This window comes from Shewanella sp. P1-14-1, assembly GCF_001401775.1.
Lineage (GTDB): Bacteria > Pseudomonadota > Gammaproteobacteria > Enterobacterales > Shewanellaceae > Shewanella > Shewanella japonica.
This window is the reverse complement of sequence record NZ_LKTL01000004.1, coordinates 23775-39333: the sequence shown is the minus strand read 5'-3', so window position 1 is coordinate 39333 and position 15559 is coordinate 23775. Positions and strand designations below refer to the sequence as shown.

At 40.8% G+C, this 15559-nt stretch carries 14 protein-coding genes; 3 read left to right on the top strand and 11 right to left on the bottom strand.

What is annotated here, in order from left to right; translation table 11 throughout:
* Window positions 1-30 precede the first annotated feature (30 nt).
* The 3 genes from AN944_RS03565 to AN944_RS03555 form a co-directional block, all read right to left on the bottom strand.
* Window positions 31-1758: a lysophospholipid acyltransferase family protein gene (locus AN944_RS03565; RefSeq protein WP_055023221.1), complete on the bottom strand. Its 1728-nt coding sequence runs from the start codon at window positions 1756-1758 to the stop codon at window positions 31-33.
* A 40-nt stretch (window positions 1759-1798) separates the two neighbouring features.
* Window positions 1799-2731 (bottom strand): UDP-2,3-diacylglucosamine diphosphatase, encoded by a 933-nt coding sequence (locus AN944_RS03560; RefSeq protein WP_082419878.1) that lies wholly within the window; start codon window positions 2729-2731, stop codon window positions 1799-1801.
* A 443-nt stretch (window positions 2732-3174) separates the two neighbouring features.
* Window positions 3175-4206, bottom strand: a complete 1032-nt coding sequence (locus tag AN944_RS03555; RefSeq protein WP_055023220.1) for a Glu/Leu/Phe/Val dehydrogenase dimerization domain-containing protein — start codon at window positions 4204-4206, stop codon at window positions 3175-3177.
* 264 nt (window positions 4207-4470) lie between these two features.
* On the opposite strand from AN944_RS03555, the gene AN944_RS03550 reads away from it, so the two are divergent.
* Complete coding sequence (locus tag AN944_RS03550) at window positions 4471-4917, top strand: DUF4826 family protein (protein ID WP_055023219.1); 447 nt, start codon at window positions 4471-4473, stop codon at window positions 4915-4917.
* A 96-nt stretch (window positions 4918-5013) separates the two neighbouring features.
* On the opposite strand, the gene hisIE is transcribed toward AN944_RS03550, so the two are convergent.
* From hisIE to hisG, 8 genes are read right to left on the bottom strand one after another with little or no spacing between them, the layout of a single operon-like run.
* Window positions 5014-5643, bottom strand: coding sequence for a bifunctional phosphoribosyl-AMP cyclohydrolase/phosphoribosyl-ATP diphosphatase HisIE (gene hisIE, locus AN944_RS03545; protein ID WP_055023218.1), 630 nt, complete (start codon window positions 5641-5643; stop codon window positions 5014-5016).
* A gap of 36 nt (window positions 5644-5679) precedes the next feature.
* Window positions 5680-6453: an imidazole glycerol phosphate synthase subunit HisF gene (gene hisF, locus AN944_RS03540; protein ID WP_055023217.1), complete on the bottom strand. Its 774-nt coding sequence runs from the start codon at window positions 6451-6453 to the stop codon at window positions 5680-5682.
* A complete protein-coding gene (gene hisA / locus AN944_RS03535; RefSeq protein WP_055023216.1) occupies window positions 6435-7172 on the bottom strand; it encodes a 1-(5-phosphoribosyl)-5-[(5-phosphoribosylamino)methylideneamino]imidazole-4-carboxamide isomerase in 738 nt (245 codons plus the stop codon). The genes hisF and hisA overlap by 19 nt, the downstream gene beginning before the upstream one ends.
* A complete protein-coding gene (gene hisH, locus AN944_RS03530) occupies window positions 7169-7795 on the bottom strand; it encodes an imidazole glycerol phosphate synthase subunit HisH (RefSeq protein WP_055023215.1) in 627 nt (208 codons plus the stop codon). The genes hisA and hisH overlap by 4 nt, the downstream gene beginning before the upstream one ends.
* A gap of 12 nt (window positions 7796-7807) precedes the next feature.
* Window positions 7808-8875, bottom strand: a complete 1068-nt coding sequence (gene hisB / locus AN944_RS03525; RefSeq protein WP_055023214.1) for a bifunctional histidinol-phosphatase/imidazoleglycerol-phosphate dehydratase HisB — start codon at window positions 8873-8875, stop codon at window positions 7808-7810.
* 47 nt (window positions 8876-8922) lie between these two features.
* On the bottom strand, window positions 8923-10005 hold the full coding sequence (gene hisC / locus AN944_RS03520; RefSeq protein ID WP_055023213.1) for a histidinol-phosphate transaminase: 1083 nt from the start codon (window positions 10003-10005) through the stop codon (window positions 8923-8925).
* Between the two features lie 13 nt (window positions 10006-10018).
* Window positions 10019-11305 (bottom strand): histidinol dehydrogenase, encoded by a 1287-nt coding sequence (hisD, locus tag AN944_RS03515; RefSeq protein WP_055023413.1) that lies wholly within the window; start codon window positions 11303-11305, stop codon window positions 10019-10021.
* Between the two features lie 47 nt (window positions 11306-11352).
* A complete protein-coding gene (gene hisG, locus AN944_RS03510) occupies window positions 11353-12252 on the bottom strand; it encodes an ATP phosphoribosyltransferase (RefSeq protein WP_055023212.1) in 900 nt (299 codons plus the stop codon).
* A gap of 542 nt (window positions 12253-12794) precedes the next feature.
* On the opposite strand from hisG, the gene AN944_RS03505 reads away from it, so the two are divergent.
* A complete protein-coding gene (locus AN944_RS03505) occupies window positions 12795-14720 on the top strand; it encodes an ATP-dependent DNA helicase (protein WP_055023211.1) in 1926 nt (641 codons plus the stop codon).
* A 53-nt stretch (window positions 14721-14773) separates the two neighbouring features.
* Complete coding sequence (tsaB, locus tag AN944_RS03500) at window positions 14774-15481, top strand: tRNA (adenosine(37)-N6)-threonylcarbamoyltransferase complex dimerization subunit type 1 TsaB (RefSeq protein ID WP_055023210.1); 708 nt, start codon at window positions 14774-14776, stop codon at window positions 15479-15481.
* The last annotated feature ends 78 nt before the right edge of the window (window positions 15482-15559 follow it).

Sequence of the window (15559 nt, the reverse complement as noted above, 5' to 3'; positions counted from 1 at the left end):
ATTAGTTCATTGCTTATTTCAACAGTTATTTTATGGTTTAGTTAAGTGGTAATTAATGTATCGTTGCTGCTTTTTAGGTTTCAGCGCATGCACATCAACAAGTACCAGTCCATCAATACAGTTGCCAAAATCAGTATCGATACCAAAGTCGAGAAACGATACGCCATTTTGTTCGCACAATTCGCCATATTGTTTAAACAGTGGCGGTACTGCCGCCCCCATATTCGCCATTGTGTGTTTTAACACTTTGAAATTAGATGCGTAATCGTCAGCGGAATAAAGTGCATCGAGTTGTTGGCGTTTATCTTGGGTAAAGCGGTAAGGGCAATTAGAGATTGCTAACACCTCAGGGTTACTGAATTGCTTCTGATAGAAATGGACAAGCATTTCTTTCGCTTGTTCGGGGATTTGGTCACTAATAGACACAGGACCAAATAAATAGCGAAATTGTGGATTCTTAGCTAAATAAGCGCCAATACCAAGCCATAGGTAGTCTAGGCTTCGTTTTCCCCAGTACTTTGGCTGCACGAAGCTACGGCCAAGCTCTAAGCCATTTTCAAAGTAGGGGGCAAACTCATCGTTATATTGAAACAATGATTGGCTATATAAGGCCGTTTTACCTTGATGCTCGTGAACCCACTTAGCACTTGCAAAACGATATGATCCTACAATTTCTAAATCATCCTTATCCCATAACACCAGGTGCTGATAATAAGGATCATATTGATCGTTATCTCGCCTGTTGCCGCTACCTTCCCCCACGGCACGAAATGCGATTTCTCTTAATCGGCCAATTTCTCGCATGATTGGATTGCAGCCTTGGTGCTGATATAAAAAGATTTGTTTATTGTCATTAGTCTCACCGAGCATCTCACATTGTTGCAAAGCTGATTGCAGTTCGCTTCGTGATTCTGGATGGGCAATGGCTTTTTGTGTAGCAAATAATGGCCGACGATTCTTTCCAATTCGATAAAGGTGATTCTTAAGTAACTGAACCTTGGTTTTGACATTAAAATCATGGCCAGTAATAGCTTCTTTAGGAATTAACTGTCCAATTCGTACTGGCATGGTGCGCTTTTGCTGTTTAAACATTTCTTTGACGAGCAATAAACTTGCGAGTGGCTTATAAATCATTGAAGCGCCATAGAATGAAAGTGAGTTTTTAGCATCAACAAACATTGGCAGTAACGGAGCATTGCAGGAGTTGGCCATTTTTAAAAAGCCAGAATGCCACTTTAAATCAGTGACACCTGAGGGTCTGAGTCTTGATACTTCTCCTGAAGGAAAAATTAATACAGCGCCTTCATTTTTTAGGTGCAAGTGAATATTTTCTAAGTGCTGTCTTGGGGTACCACCGGACATGTTATTCACGGGAAGCAGCAGTGAGTGTAGTGGTTCAAGTGCCATCAGCAGTTCATTCGCGACGACTTTGATATCAGGTCGAACTTGGCTAATAAGTTTGATGAGAGCGAGTGCATCAAGGGAACCAATAGGGTGATTGGCATAAATAACCACTCTGCCTTCGATGGGAATATTTTCAATTTCATTACTAGGCACTGAGTAATTGAAATCAAAACAATCTAGTACATGCTCGACAAAATCTACCCCTTTCAAATAAGCGGATTCTGCCGCGATCTCATTACATTGTTTTTCGTTTAATAAATAACGCAACATGGCTTTTGTTGGTGTTGCTAACCAAGGTGTTTGGTGGATTTTGGGTAAGTTTTTTTCTACCACATTATCTACTGTAAAAATCATGTCCATAGCCTTTATTGTTATAAGAAGTGAATAGTCAGTGCTAAGCGACTTTTTGCTTCATTGGAGTAGCAGTGGCTTCACTCAATGTGATTTGATTGATGACTTTGGTCGTGCACGCTTCATCACTCCAGCGAAGCAGCTGTAATTCACCACTGTGGGTTTCAGCAATCAGCGTACAATTTTCGACCCAGTCACCGTCGTTGGCATAAATGATATTCTTGTGTTGGGATAATTCTGGTTGGTGAATATGACCGCAAACCACTGCTTGTACTTGCTGTGTTTGTGCGTAGCGCAATACCGCATCTCGATACATGCTGATGGCATGTTGTGCTTTATTGACTCGGAGTTTCACGTAACTGGCTAAAGACCAATACGAAAAGCCTAAGCTGTGTCTAATACGTTGTAATTTACGATTGAGTAATAACAAAACATCATATAAGTGATCGCCAAGTTTGGCGTAGGTGCGACTTATACACACTTCTGAATCAAATTGATCGCCATGTAACATTAAAATTTTATCGCCAGTTATGCATTCATGTATATATTGGCGGGTGATCGTAATGCCCCATATTTGGAAATTACTATAAGCTTTAAACCCTTCATCATGGTTGCCTGGTATAAACTTGATTTCGATACCGCTTTGCGCCAGTTGGATTAACTTTTGTAGGACTAGGTTATGACTTTCAGGCCAATAAACTTTACGTTTTAGTGCCCAGATATCAATGATGTCGCCAACTAAATAAAGCTTATTAGTGTGAGTTTGATTAAGCAGATCCAATAAATATTCTGCTTTGCAATCGACACTGCCTAGGTGAACATCTGAAATCCATAAAGCATTGAAAGTTTGTTTTACTTTGCCACTAGATTTAGGGGAATTGCTGGTTGTAATCGCATGTTCAAAAGGGCAGAAGTGAGAAGTGGGATTAGATGTAAGTTCATGTAAACCGGTCTTATCTTTAGCATTTTGAGTCATTGATATATCGCTCAACGATGAATGTCTAAACTAGCATAGGAGCGGTTTTTGAACTCAAGATGACGCCAATATGTCAAAGGGATGACAATTTACAGTGAACGGAGCCGAGTTAAATGAATGCAAGGCTAAGCAAGGCAATGCTACTTTGGATAAGATTTAGTAAGGCTCTAAGAGACAATAAGAGCCAAAATTTGGTCATTGGCAGTAAACGAATATAGGTAACTAATATAAGTATCTAATATAAAAAACTAATATAAGAAACTAATATAAGAAACTAATATAAGAAACTAATATAAGAAACTAATATAAGAAACTAAAGCAAAGTTAACGCTGGATTACTAGCGATTCAATTCCAATAAAAAAGGAGCCTGATGGCTCCCTTTAGTGAGGTCATAACCGTAACTCATTTTATAAAAAATAGGCTTATAAAATGAGTGCGTTAATTATTTAGCGGCGTTAATGATCTCACGCGCCATTTCGTCAGCAACATCACCGGTGGTGCGGTTGTCTTTTTCGGCTTGCTCGAAGATTTTGATTAACGTGTTATAAATTTCTTCGACTTTGGCAGTGGCTTTAGCTACATCATAGTCACTTTCGAAAGAAACATTGATGATACCGCCAGCATTGATGACATAATCAGGTGCATACAAAATGCCTAGCTCTTTTAATACTTCACCGTGGCGAACTTCAGCTAACTGGTTATTTGCACAACCCGCAACAATTGTTGCTTTAAGCAACGGGATAGTCGTGTCGTTGATTGTTGCGCCAAGTGCACATGGTGCGTAAACATCAACATCTTGGGTATAGATATCTTGTGGTGCAACAACTGTAGCGCCAAATTCCGTGGCCACACGGTCTAAAGAAGCTTGATGGATGTCAGTCACGATCAGTTCAGCGCCATCTTCATGAAGGTGCTTACATAAGTAATAACCAACATGTCCAACGCCTTGAACCGAAATTTTTAAGCCTTTTAAGCTATCTAGACCACGCTGATGTTTTACCGCGGCTTTAATACCTAAATACGTACCTAAAGCAGTGAATGGAGATGGATCACCACTTTTGCCCTCAAGACCAGCCATATAGGGTGTTTCTTCATGAGCAATCATAATATCAGCTGTGGTAGTACCCACATCTTCAGCAGAGTAGTACTTACCACCTAAAGTGTGAATAAAACGACCAAATGAGCGGAATAAGGCTTCACGATCGGTAGTTTTAGGGTCTGCGATAATCACTGACTTGCCGCCACCCATTGTTAAACCAGCAAGTGCGTTTTTATAAGTCATTCCACGAGATAGACGCAACACGTCATTGATTGCCTCGTCGTCTGAGTCATAATTCCACATACGACAACCGCCCACTGCAGGGCCTAGGTTAGTATTATGGATAGCGATAATTGCTTTTAAGCCACTTTCTTTGTCGTGACAAAATACGACTTGTTCGTGGTCATCAAACGATACATGATTAAATAGAGCCACTTGTGATCTCCGCTGTGCGATTAAATAGTCGTCAGAATAAAAGTGAATAACGACTGCTTGTTATTATTTATTGCAGAACGATAGCATTTAGCGATACTCTCAACAAAGTTAGATTCATATAATTTTGTGATCTACGTGGCAATTTAGCTTGCCACTTTACGTAAACGTAAACTTTTTTTGCGTTTCGTTGCATTTGTCACACAAATTGATATAAAGATGTAAGTGTTATGATGACGACATATAACAATAAAATAGGAAGAAAGAATGACTGAATCAGTGGCTGAGCCTAAAACAGAACAACAAGATCCAGAAGTATTAAGACAACAATGGGTCCAAGCACAATTTCAAAAAGCCAATCGATTCCTTGCCGAAAAAGGCGTTATCCCGTCAAAAGTCCTTGCTGATGAAAGCCGCTATTTAGTGCCATATTTAGCAATTTGGAAAATGGAATCGAAACAACCTACCAAGCAAACTTTTTGGGTAATGTCAGGCGATTTACCTTCTGACTATGTCGATGTAAAAGTTGCTGGTACTGCGCGTGAGGCGATTCGTCACTTTTCAATGATGTGGCAAATTAAAGCTGAAAACTTACATAAGTCTGGCGCAACTCGCGATGAGACCCAACTTAAATTTGCTAACTTATTGGTGTCTCGCGCTGAGAGCCTATATAACATGCAAAATGATGAAAAGCTTTGGCAAGACCAAGCGTAATCAAATAGATATCAGTTTTTGTAAAAAATTAAAGGCACCGAGTCGGTGCCTTTTTTATTGGATGCTATGTGCTTAAATAGTCGGTTTAGATTAACGCTATTGACTGTTTAAATGACGTTGCATTAGGTTTTGATTAACGTCAGCCATGGATAATTGTTGATCTTCAAGTAGCACAATTAAGTGATACATAAGATCCGAAGCTTCATTAATTAACTCTTCTTTATCATGTGTTGCAGCAGCAAGCGCCGTTTCTAATCCTTCTTCGCCAACTTTTTGTGCAATTCTTTTTGTACCACGTTCAAAAAGCGATGCCGTGTAGCTTGAATCTGCGCTTTGGCCTTTTCGAGAAATGATCACATTGGTGAGGTTGTCAATGAAGCTGTGAGCATTGCCGTTAGGCCAGCAGCTTTCAGTTCCTGTGTGGCAGGTAGGGCCATTTGGAATAACCTGAACCAGTAAACTGTCATTGTCACAGTCTTTATCAATGGCAACTAAATCTAATGTGTTGCCTGACGTTTCACCTTTAGTCCATAGGCGTTGTTTTGAGCGACTGAAAAAAGTTACTTTGCCTGTTTCTAAGGTATGTTCTAATGCCGCTTTATTCATATAACCCAGCATAAGCACCTTACCGGTTAAGTGGTTTTGAACCACGGCTGGTAATAAATCGTTTTGTTTATCCCATGCTAGTGCTGAGGTATCAAATGTCACAGTTGCAGATAATGTCATAATTCAGTTTCACTTCTTATTCAGTTTCTTTGCCTGTTAAATACGAATCGCAATGTTTTCATTGGCTAAATATTGCTTTAATTCAGCGATATCGATAATTCCCTTATGAAACACACTGGCTGCTAGGGCAGCATCAACATTCGCTTGCTGAAACACTTCCTTGAAATGTGCCATTGTGCCTGCACCGCCAGAAGCAATTAATGGGACATCACAAATTGCTCTTACCATACTGAGCTGTTTAATATCATAACCGCCTCTCACGCCATCTTGGTTCATGACGTTCAGTACAATTTCGCCACAACCTCTAGTTTGAACTTCTTCAACCCAATCTTGAGTAAACCATTGCGTATCTTTAGTTGCAGCTTCGTCACCAGTAAATTGCTTTACTTTGTAGCTATCTGATTCGTCATCATAGAATGAGTCAATACCAATCACGATGCATTGGCGGCCAAATTCATCCTGTAATCGTGAAATCAAACTCGGGTCGCTGAGTGCTGGTGAGTTAATTGAAATTTTATCGGCACCGTAAGCTAACATTTGTCGTGCTTGTTCGATGGTTTTAATTCCACCAGCGACGCAAAAAGGAATATCGATTTGCGCTGCGACTCGACTTACCCAAGACTTATCAATCACTCTATCATGGGCACTGGCGGTAATATCATAAAACACTAACTCATCAGCACCTTCTGCCGCATATCTTGCTGCTAATGGTTCAATATCACCAATGATTTCATGGTTACGAAATTGAACCCCTTTTACGACTTGTCCATCACGAACATCGAGGCAGGGGACTAGGCGTTTGGCCAACATGTGATTGCCTCCTCAACGGTAAAATTATTTATCAGTAATGCTTTACCAATGATAATACCATTGGCGTTACTGTCTCTTACCGCCGCGACATCATCAAGGCTTGCTATACCGCCAGAGGCTTGCCAAGTAATGTTTGGGTATTTACTTGCAAGCTCAGCATAAAGAACTGTATTAGCGCCTTGTAAAGTACCATCACGGCTAATATCGGTGACCAATGCATGTTTAAGTCCAACTGTGCTGTATTCTGACACTAATGATTCTAACGACTTACCACCGCCAGTTTGCCAGCCTGACACTGCGACAATTTTTTCGCCTTGCTCGTTAATATTGACATCTAACGCTAAACAAATGGCATCACTGCCGTATTTTACAAACCAGCTTTTGACCAATTCGGGCTCTTTGACTGCTAATGAACCAATGACGACACGTTTAACGCCACTATCTAATAACTCTTTTACTTGCTGTTCACTACGGATCCCGCCGCCGACTTGGATATCGGTGTTTAAGCCTGCAACCAATTGTGAAATCAATGCTATTTGGCGCTTTTCGGGATCCTTAGCACCTGTTAAATCTACGATATGAAGTAGCTTAGCTCCTTGGGATTCATAAGACTGAAGTTGAGCTAATGGACTTAAATCAAAAGTCGTTTTTTGTTGGTAGTCGCCTTGATATAAACGCACCACTTGGCCGTCGATTAAATCAATTGCTGGAATGATCATGTTTGGTTCCCCATATTTAGGAAATTTTGTAATATCTGCGAGCCTATTGCTGCACTTTTTTCTGGGTGAAATTGCACACCAAAAAAGTTATCTTTTGCGATGGCGGCACTAAATGCTTCACCGTATTGTGATGATGCGATGGTGTACTGACTGAGTGGCGCCTTAAAGCTATGGACAAAATACACATAACTACCGTCTTCAATCCCTTTAAACAACGGATGGTCAGATACTGTTATTTGGTTCCAGCCCATGTGTGGTAATGGCAAGCCTTGGCTGTCTAATTCATTAATTTGAGTAGGAATTAATCCCAAGCAGGTTATGTCTTGTTCTGTGCGCCCACCGTGCTCATTGGATTTCTCCGTGAGCATTTGCATCCCTAAACATACCCCCATGACAGGTTGGGTTAGGTTGTTAATAATGGACACTAGATCGCGGCTCACAAGCGCATCCATCGCCGCGCCAGCAGTGCCGACACCAGGCAAAACGACTCTTGCGGCGGACTTAATCACTTGATGGTCAGCAGATACAATGACATCAGCGTTTAGGCGCTCAAATGCAAATCGTACCGAGCTTAGGTTTGCACAGCCAGTATCAAGAATGACGGTTGTGTTGTTATCTGACATGAATTGCGCTCCTTACAGTACACCTTTACTTGAAGGCAGCAAATCACCTTCGACTTTTACTGCTTGGCGTAACGTGCGGCCTAAAACTTTGAATAGCGCTTCAACTTTGTGGTGATCATTATCGCCATCGGTGCTGATGTGTAATGTACAACGCAGGCCATCGGCAAATGAGCGGAAAAAGTGTGGCACCATTTCAGTGGCCATTTCACCGACCATTTCACGATCGAACTGAGCATTGAATTTAATAAATGGACGACCAGAAATATCCATTAAACACTCTCCATTTGCTTCATCCATAGGCAGACTGAAGCCGAAACGGGCAATACCACGTTTATCGCCTAGTGCATGGCGTAATGCGTCGCCTATGGCTAAGGCGGTATCTTCAACGCTGTGGTGATCGTCTATTTCTAAATCGCCATCAACAGTCACATCCATTCTGAAATTTCCGTGAGTTTGAATTTGATCTAGCATGTGGTCAAAAAAGCCAATACCTGTATCAATTTTGCCTTTGCTAGTATCATCAAGGTTAATATTAACTTTAATATCCGTCTCTTTTGTTGTGCGAACAACTTCACTGATACGGCCTTGATTTAAGATTGCATCTGTAATGGCAGCCCAATCGAGTGTTTCACGTTGATATTGAAAACTACGGATCCCCATAGCACTTGCAAGTTCTACATCAGTATAACGATCGCCAATAACCGCCGAGGTCATAAAATCGACTTTACCTTGTGTTAAGTACTCTTTGACCAAGCCTAATTTAGGCTTACGACAACTGCAATTATCAGCGTCAAAGTGTGGGCAAATGACGACATCATCAAATTTGACACCTTGGCTTTCAAAGATTTGCATCATCATATTGTGCGGTGCGTCAAAGTCTGCTTGTGGGAATGAATCTGTGCCTAAACCATCTTGGTTGGACACCATCACTAAACGGTAACCCGCTTTTTGTAGTTTCAGTAAAGAAGGAATGACTTGTGGTTCAAACACTAGCTTATCAAGTCTATCTAACTGCTTATCAATTGCTGGTTCCTCAACTAAGGTGCCATCTCTGTCGATAAATAAAATGTTTTGTTTCATCTCTTTTCCTTCAAAATATTTTTATTCTTTAAATTGGGTAATATCTATCAAACGGGTGAGTTTAGGCTGTTGATTGCATCGATAAGTCTGTCTGTGTCAGATGCATGGCTAACACTAAATCGAATTCGACTTTGTAAACGTGGGTCTTTATAAGCCCGTGCAACTATCCCTGCTTGCTGCAAAGCGTTACTGACCGTATCAGGTTGAGTAAACTCAGCTAATACAAAATTGCCGTGGGCAGGTAATACTTTAGCGCCAGCTTGTTGCAGCGCATTGGATAATCGCTGCCCTTGAGTGCTGAGCTGTGCAACTTGCTGCTGCATTAACTCAATACCCGTTATCGACAGTGCTTTTTGCGCTAATTCTGCAACGGGAAGAGGCACTGGGTAAGGCGCAATAACCCGCATAATTAAACTGATAATATCGCTGTTAGCCATTAAAAAACCGCAGCGAGCTCCTGCTAATGCAAATGCTTTTGAAAGGGTTCTTAACACGACCAGGTTAGGATACTGAGTCACTAAGTCAGCCACTGAGTATTGCGGAGAAAACTCAATATATGCTTCATCAACCACCACAATGGCATTTGGCATAGTTTCAACGGCCGCTGTAATATCCTGCTTTTGAATAATCGTGCCAGTTGGATTATTGGGGTTGCAAATAAAGACGACTTTTGCGCCATCAATTTGCGATGCATAATTTTCTGGGAGTTGATAGCTATCAGTTAGGTTTAAATTGTTGACACCTACATTGTATGTTTGTGCGCTGATCGCATACATACCGTAAGTCGGACCAAAGCAAGCTATTTTATCAACGCCTGGGGTGCAGAAGGTTCTAATAAGTAGCTCAATCCCCTCATCAGCTCCACGAGTTGAAACGATATTTTCAACAGGCACCTTAGCATATTGACTGTAAGCATTAATTAATGGCTCAGGCTGACATTCAGGGTAACGATTTAATGTATCTAAATCGCTATTATTAAAAGGCGACTCATTGGCGTTTATCCAAATATCGCCGCGACCACCAATGCGTCTCGCACTTTCATAGGGAACAAGGCTTAACAGCTCTGGTCTAGCTAACGATTCTGCTAACGTTAGCGCAGATTTTGATGAGGATTCACTGTTATTTGTCATCTATCTTTACTCTTTATAAGCTATTTAAGCGAATGGCTACGGCATTTTTATGAGCATCAAGTAACTCATTTTCTGCTAGTACCATGACTGTTTCGCCAAGACCTTGTAAGCCTTGTGGAGTTAATTCTTGTACGGTAAATCGGCGAGAAAAATCAGCTAATGACAAACTAGAAACGCTGCGACTATATCCGTAAGTTGGTAATACATGGTTGGTTCCACTCGCGTAATCGCCAACTGATTCTGGCGTATATGCCCCTAGAAAAACACTACCTGCGGCTCGAATATTGGTTAATACATCACGAGGTTTTTCAGATTGTATGATTAAGTGCTCAGGACCATAAAGGTTAGATACCATGGCTGCTTGAGCCATATCATCAACAATGATAGACCGGCTGCAACTGAGTGCTTGTGCGGCTATATCTTGTCGAGATAAGACGTTAAGTTGTTTACTGAGCTCTCGGTTGACTTCATTAGCCACTGATTCAGAATCTGTGACTAACATAACCTGTGAATCAGGCCCGTGTTCTGCTTGGGATAACAAATCAGCCGCGATGAAGGCTGGATTTGCGAGTTCGTCTGCAATGACAAGCACTTCCGATGGGCCAGCTGGCATATCAATTGCGACGCTGCAGCGGCCATCTTGTGAAACTAAACGTTTAGCTTCAGTGACAAAGCGATTACCGGGGCCGAAGATTTTATCAACACTTGGCACCGATTCTGTACCAAAGGCGAGGGCAGCGATAGCTTGTGCACCACCAACCTGATAAATTTCTGTGATGCCACAGACCTTTGCAGCATAAACAATCGCGTCATTTATTGGTGGAGGACTGACTAAAACACGTTGCTCACAGCCTGCAATTTTAGCTGGTAAAGCCAGCATCATTACCGTTGAAATTAGCGGCGCACTGCCGCCAGGTATGTATAAACCGACTTTCTGAATTGGCTCAGAGCGAAGCTCACAGCGAACACCGGGTTGCGTTTCTACATCAATTGCTTGGAATGTTTGTGCTTGGTGAAACGTTTCAATATTATTCACTGCATTAGCAACAGCAGACTTAACCTCTTCAGATACTCTGGTACAAGCTAGTGAGATATCATCATCAGACATAGCAATGGAATCGATACTAACCCCATCGAATTGCCGACTATATTTGACTAAAGCGCTGTCACCATCAGCCACAACGGTGTTGATGATGTCTCTAACTGAACGCTCAACACTATTGTCACCAACTAATGGCGAGCGATTTAGCGCAGTTTGTTGCTCTGTTGAACTTAATTCATTCCAATCTAGAATTTGCATTGTTTGCTGTGTTTGCATGTGCAGCTCCACTACGACAAATGTGTTAGTTAACCGGCCATTTTTTCGATAGGCATAACAAGGATTGAACTCGCACCCAGTGCGGTTAACTCTTCCATTGTGTCCCAGAATAAATCTTCAGTGCTAACGGCATGGATTGCGACCCGATCAGTATCATCATTGAGTGGTAATACGGTTGGGTTTTCAGCACCCGGTAATAGTGCAACGATTTGATCAAGAGTTTCTCTCGGTGCGTGCAGTAGAATGTACTTGCTTTCTCGAGCTCGTACGACGCCGTTCATGCGCGAAAGGATTTTATCGATGAGTGCTTGTTTTGCTGGTACTTGCTCCTCAGCTGATTGAATAATGCATGCCATTGATTGATAGATGATATCTGTTTCGTATAAACCATTCGCTTCAAGAGTTGCACCTGTTGAAACTAAATCACAGATACCGTCAGCTAATCCTGCACGTGGGGCAACTTCAACCGAACCTTTTAACATACAGTCGCTATAGTTAATGCCTTTTTGTTGCATGTAACGACGTAGAAGGTTTGGATAAGAAGTCGCAATACGTAAACCTTCTAGTGAGCTTGCATCTTCATAGCTAAATTCATTTGGAACAGCGAGTGAAAGGCGACATGCTCCGAAATCTAATTCACGTAATTTTACACAGTCAGCTGGCTTACCAAGTGTTTGACGTTCTATTTGTTCTTCTTCAAGAACATTCTCGCCAATAATACCTAAATCAACGACACCATCCATAACCAAGCCAGGGATATCATCATCACGTACACGCAGTAAATCGATAGGCATGTTGTCAGCGTGTACAATTAAACGTTGTTCGTTTACGTTGAACTTTACGCCACAACTTTTAAGTAATTTCTGTGATTCTTTTGAAAGGCGACCTGATTTTTGAATTGCAATACGCAGTCTGTTATTTTCGCTCATGATGTAATTCCTATTAAATTTGATATAAAAACAATTATTTAAAGCCTAAAACTAAAAAACCCCTGAAATTTCTTTCAGGGGTTTGTGTATGTTTTTACAACCGCCTGAAGGAAATAGTCCTCCGGCAGTAAGCATCCGAAGGCTACCGCAAATGGTGATGATGATGGTTTGTATTGATTCGGATGAACATAATAAATTCTCTATTAAATTAGCTTGTGTAATTTCATTACAAACAATCTAACCCCTTTTAATTTTGTTTGCAATACAGAATAAACACTATTTGCATTTTTTTGCTAAATAAAAAATATATCTTATATCAGTATGATTTTTAGGCTTATTTTTGCTCTGTTTGTATATACAAGTAAGGTGTTTAATTCAGATAAATCAATGTTTATCGTCGAAATCATCAATGATGAGCCTTAACTTAAAGAAACTTTATTTCATTGTTTACTGTTGTAAATCATTGGATAATGAAAAGCTTGATAGATGACCGAGTACGGTTATTTGTTTTTCCCACTAAAAAGGCAAGATTAAGCATCATAGTGAGCAGCAAATTACGCAAAGAAGTCGACTTGGCTTTTTCTCCTCAGGGCGCTTTAGCAAAAAGTGTTCATCAATATCGTCCAAGGCAAAGTCAGTACGACATGGCTTTGGCTGTGACGAGTGCCATCAGTGATAAACACAATATAATTTTAGAAGCAGGAACAGGTGTAGGTAAAACGTTTGCTTATCTGATCCCTGCATTATTAAGTGGTAAGCAAGTCATCATTAGTACAGGGAGTAAAAACCTGCAAGAACAGCTTTTTTTCAAAGACTTACCACTATTATTAACCATGTTTTCTGTCGCGCCCAAAACGGCGCTACTAAAAGGTCGCAGTAATTACTTATGTCAACTTAGGTTGGAAAAGAACTTACAAAAAATAAGTCAAATGTCACCGCAAGTGGTTGATGAGCTGATCAAGATAAACCAATGGGCTAGTATGACCAAAGATGGTGATACTGGTAACTTAACCTCAGTAGCAGAACATTCGGCCACCATTGCCACAGTCACCAGCACCAAAGAAAGCTGCACTGGTAAAAAGTGCAGTTATTACGATGCCTGTTTTAGTCGTAAAGCCAAGATTAAAGCGCAAGATGCGAAAATTGTTGTGGTTAATCATCATTTATTCTTTGCCGACCGATTACTAAAAGACACAGGATTTGCAGAATTATTACCAGAAGCCGATGTTGTCATTTTTGATGAAGCTCACTTGGTTCCTGATGTTTGCATTAACTATTTTGGCCAACAAATTGCGACGCGTGATATCGACAGAGTGCTAAATCAAATTATTGATGTGTATCGAACAGAGCTAAGAGACAGCATTCAATTGGAGCAGCTGAGTCAACGACTATTAGTGAAGTTATCTCGTTGGCAAAATGCATTGCTTGAGGGGGATGTCACAGATTGGCGCCACGTTATTTCAAATAAAGATTTAGCCACACAATCTTGGGATTTATTGAATGAACTGACGACGTTGCTTGCTGTGACAACAGAACATGTTGGTCGCAGTGAAGCGCTAGATAATGTAGTAGGTCAACTCTCTTCAATCGTTGCACAGCTTCAACTTTACTTTGAATGTAATGATCAAAATGCCGCTTACAGTGTTGAACCTAGTGGTCGATTTACTATGTTAAGAATTGCACCGATTAATATCGCAAAGCAATGTCAGCAATTGTTTGATAAACAAACTCAATGGATTTTTACCTCGGCAACGTTACAAGTGAACCGACAGCTTAAACATTTTGCTGACGAGTTGGGGCTGGGTAAAGCAAAGCAAATTATCTTAGATAGTCCGTTTGATTATCCAAACCAAGCATTATTTTGTGTGCCAAGACATCTTGCTAAGTCAGGTCAAACTGAAGCTAATGTTAATCAACTCGTGGATGTCTGTACTCAAGCAATTAATGCAGCACAAGGACGGACTTTTATTTTATTCACCAGTCATCATATGCTGCAGCAAGTTGCGATAATGCTTCAACGTAAAGTGAATTATCCTTTGTTGGTACAAGGACAGGCGAGTAAGCAAAGCTTGTTAAATAAATTTCGCCAACTCGGTAATGGTGTATTGCTGGGGACAAGTAGCTTTTGGGAAGGTATCGATGTAAGAGGGCGGTTACTTAGCTGCGTAATCATCGACAAATTGCCTTTTGTTTCTCCTGATGACACGTTATATCGCGCTAGAGCGGCAAACGCTGAGAGAAGTCATAACGATCCTTTTACGTCTATATCATTACCTCAAGCCGTTATTAGCTTAAAGCAAGGTGTGGGTCGTCTTATTAGGGACGAGAAAGACAGAGGGGTATTAATACTGTGTGACAACCGTATTGTAAATAGACCCTATGGCGAAGCATTCATCAATTCATTACCGCCAATGAGCAGGACTCGTGATTTAGATACTGCGTTACGCTTTTTAAAAAGTATCCCATAAGTTATTATAGCGACCATTATTTACCGAATTACTCTAGGGTTAACACGTCTTACATGGCTCACATTGATTCAGATTTAACAATACTTGCATTAGACACTTGCACAGAATCTTGCTCAGCAGCGCTGTTGCATAACCAAGATTTACATTGTCGTTCAGCAAATGCACCAAGAGAACATAGCCAGCGTTTATTGCCAATGGTTGATGAAGTATTGAAAGAAGCAAATATTAAGATTGCAGATGTAAACTTGATTGCATATGGGCGTGGGCCAGGTAGTTTTACTGGAATTCGAATCTGTACAAGTATGACTCAAGGCTTAGCACTAGGACATGATATACCTGTTATCGGTATTTCTACTTTGGCAGCAATGGCACAAATGGCTATTGACGCTGACAGTGCTAAACAAGTATTTGTAGCCATTGATGCAAGAATGAATGAAATATACTGGGGACAGTTTACTAATTCAGGTGGTATTGCAACGTTAGTTGGCGAAGAACATGTATCTACTCCAGAGCAAGTAAATATACTGTTAGATACTGAGCAAACGATCACACTGTGTGGCACAGGGTTTGATGCATATCCTGATTTATTGTCAAATCTTGATTCTACACAAATGAGTGATATTAAATTACCCGATGCCAAAGCGATGTTAACACTTGCGCAATTGGGATATAAGCAAGGTTTATCGACTCCTGTGGATGAGCTTGCTCCCGTGTATTTGCGTGATACGGTGACTTGGAAAAAATTACCAGGGCGCGAATAATAGATTAGCTTTATTTGCTTGATGAGTTTGTGTTTAACTCTTGGCTTATTATTAGCTTAGTATTAGCTAAGTATAGGT

Coding starts and splice junctions, on each gene's coding strand:
- AN944_RS03565 (WP_055023221.1), bottom strand. CDS start 1,758: ATGATTTTTACAGTAGATAATGTGGTAGAAAAAAACTTACCCAAAATC.
- AN944_RS03560 (WP_082419878.1), bottom strand. CDS start 2,731: ATGACTCAAAATGCTAAAGATAAGACCGGTTTACATGAACTTACATCT.
- AN944_RS03550 (WP_055023219.1), top strand. CDS start 4,471: ATGACTGAATCAGTGGCTGAGCCTAAAACAGAACAACAAGATCCAGAA.
- hisIE (WP_055023218.1), bottom strand. CDS start 5,643: ATGACATTATCTGCAACTGTGACATTTGATACCTCAGCACTAGCATGG.
- hisF (WP_055023217.1), bottom strand. CDS start 6,453: ATGTTGGCCAAACGCCTAGTCCCCTGCCTCGATGTTCGTGATGGACAA.
- hisA (WP_055023216.1), bottom strand. CDS start 7,172: ATGATCATTCCAGCAATTGATTTAATCGACGGCCAAGTGGTGCGTTTA.
- hisH (WP_055023215.1), bottom strand. CDS start 7,795: ATGTCAGATAACAACACAACCGTCATTCTTGATACTGGCTGTGCAAAC.
- hisB (WP_055023214.1), bottom strand. CDS start 8,875: ATGAAACAAAACATTTTATTTATCGACAGAGATGGCACCTTAGTTGAG.
- hisC (WP_055023213.1), bottom strand. CDS start 10,005: ATGACAAATAACAGTGAATCCTCATCAAAATCTGCGCTAACGTTAGCA.
- hisD (WP_055023413.1), bottom strand. CDS start 11,305: ATGCAAATTCTAGATTGGAATGAATTAAGTTCAACAGAGCAACAAACT.
- hisG (WP_055023212.1), bottom strand. CDS start 12,252: ATGAGCGAAAATAACAGACTGCGTATTGCAATTCAAAAATCAGGTCGC.
- tsaB (WP_055023210.1), top strand. CDS start 14,774: ATGGCTCACATTGATTCAGATTTAACAATACTTGCATTAGACACTTGC.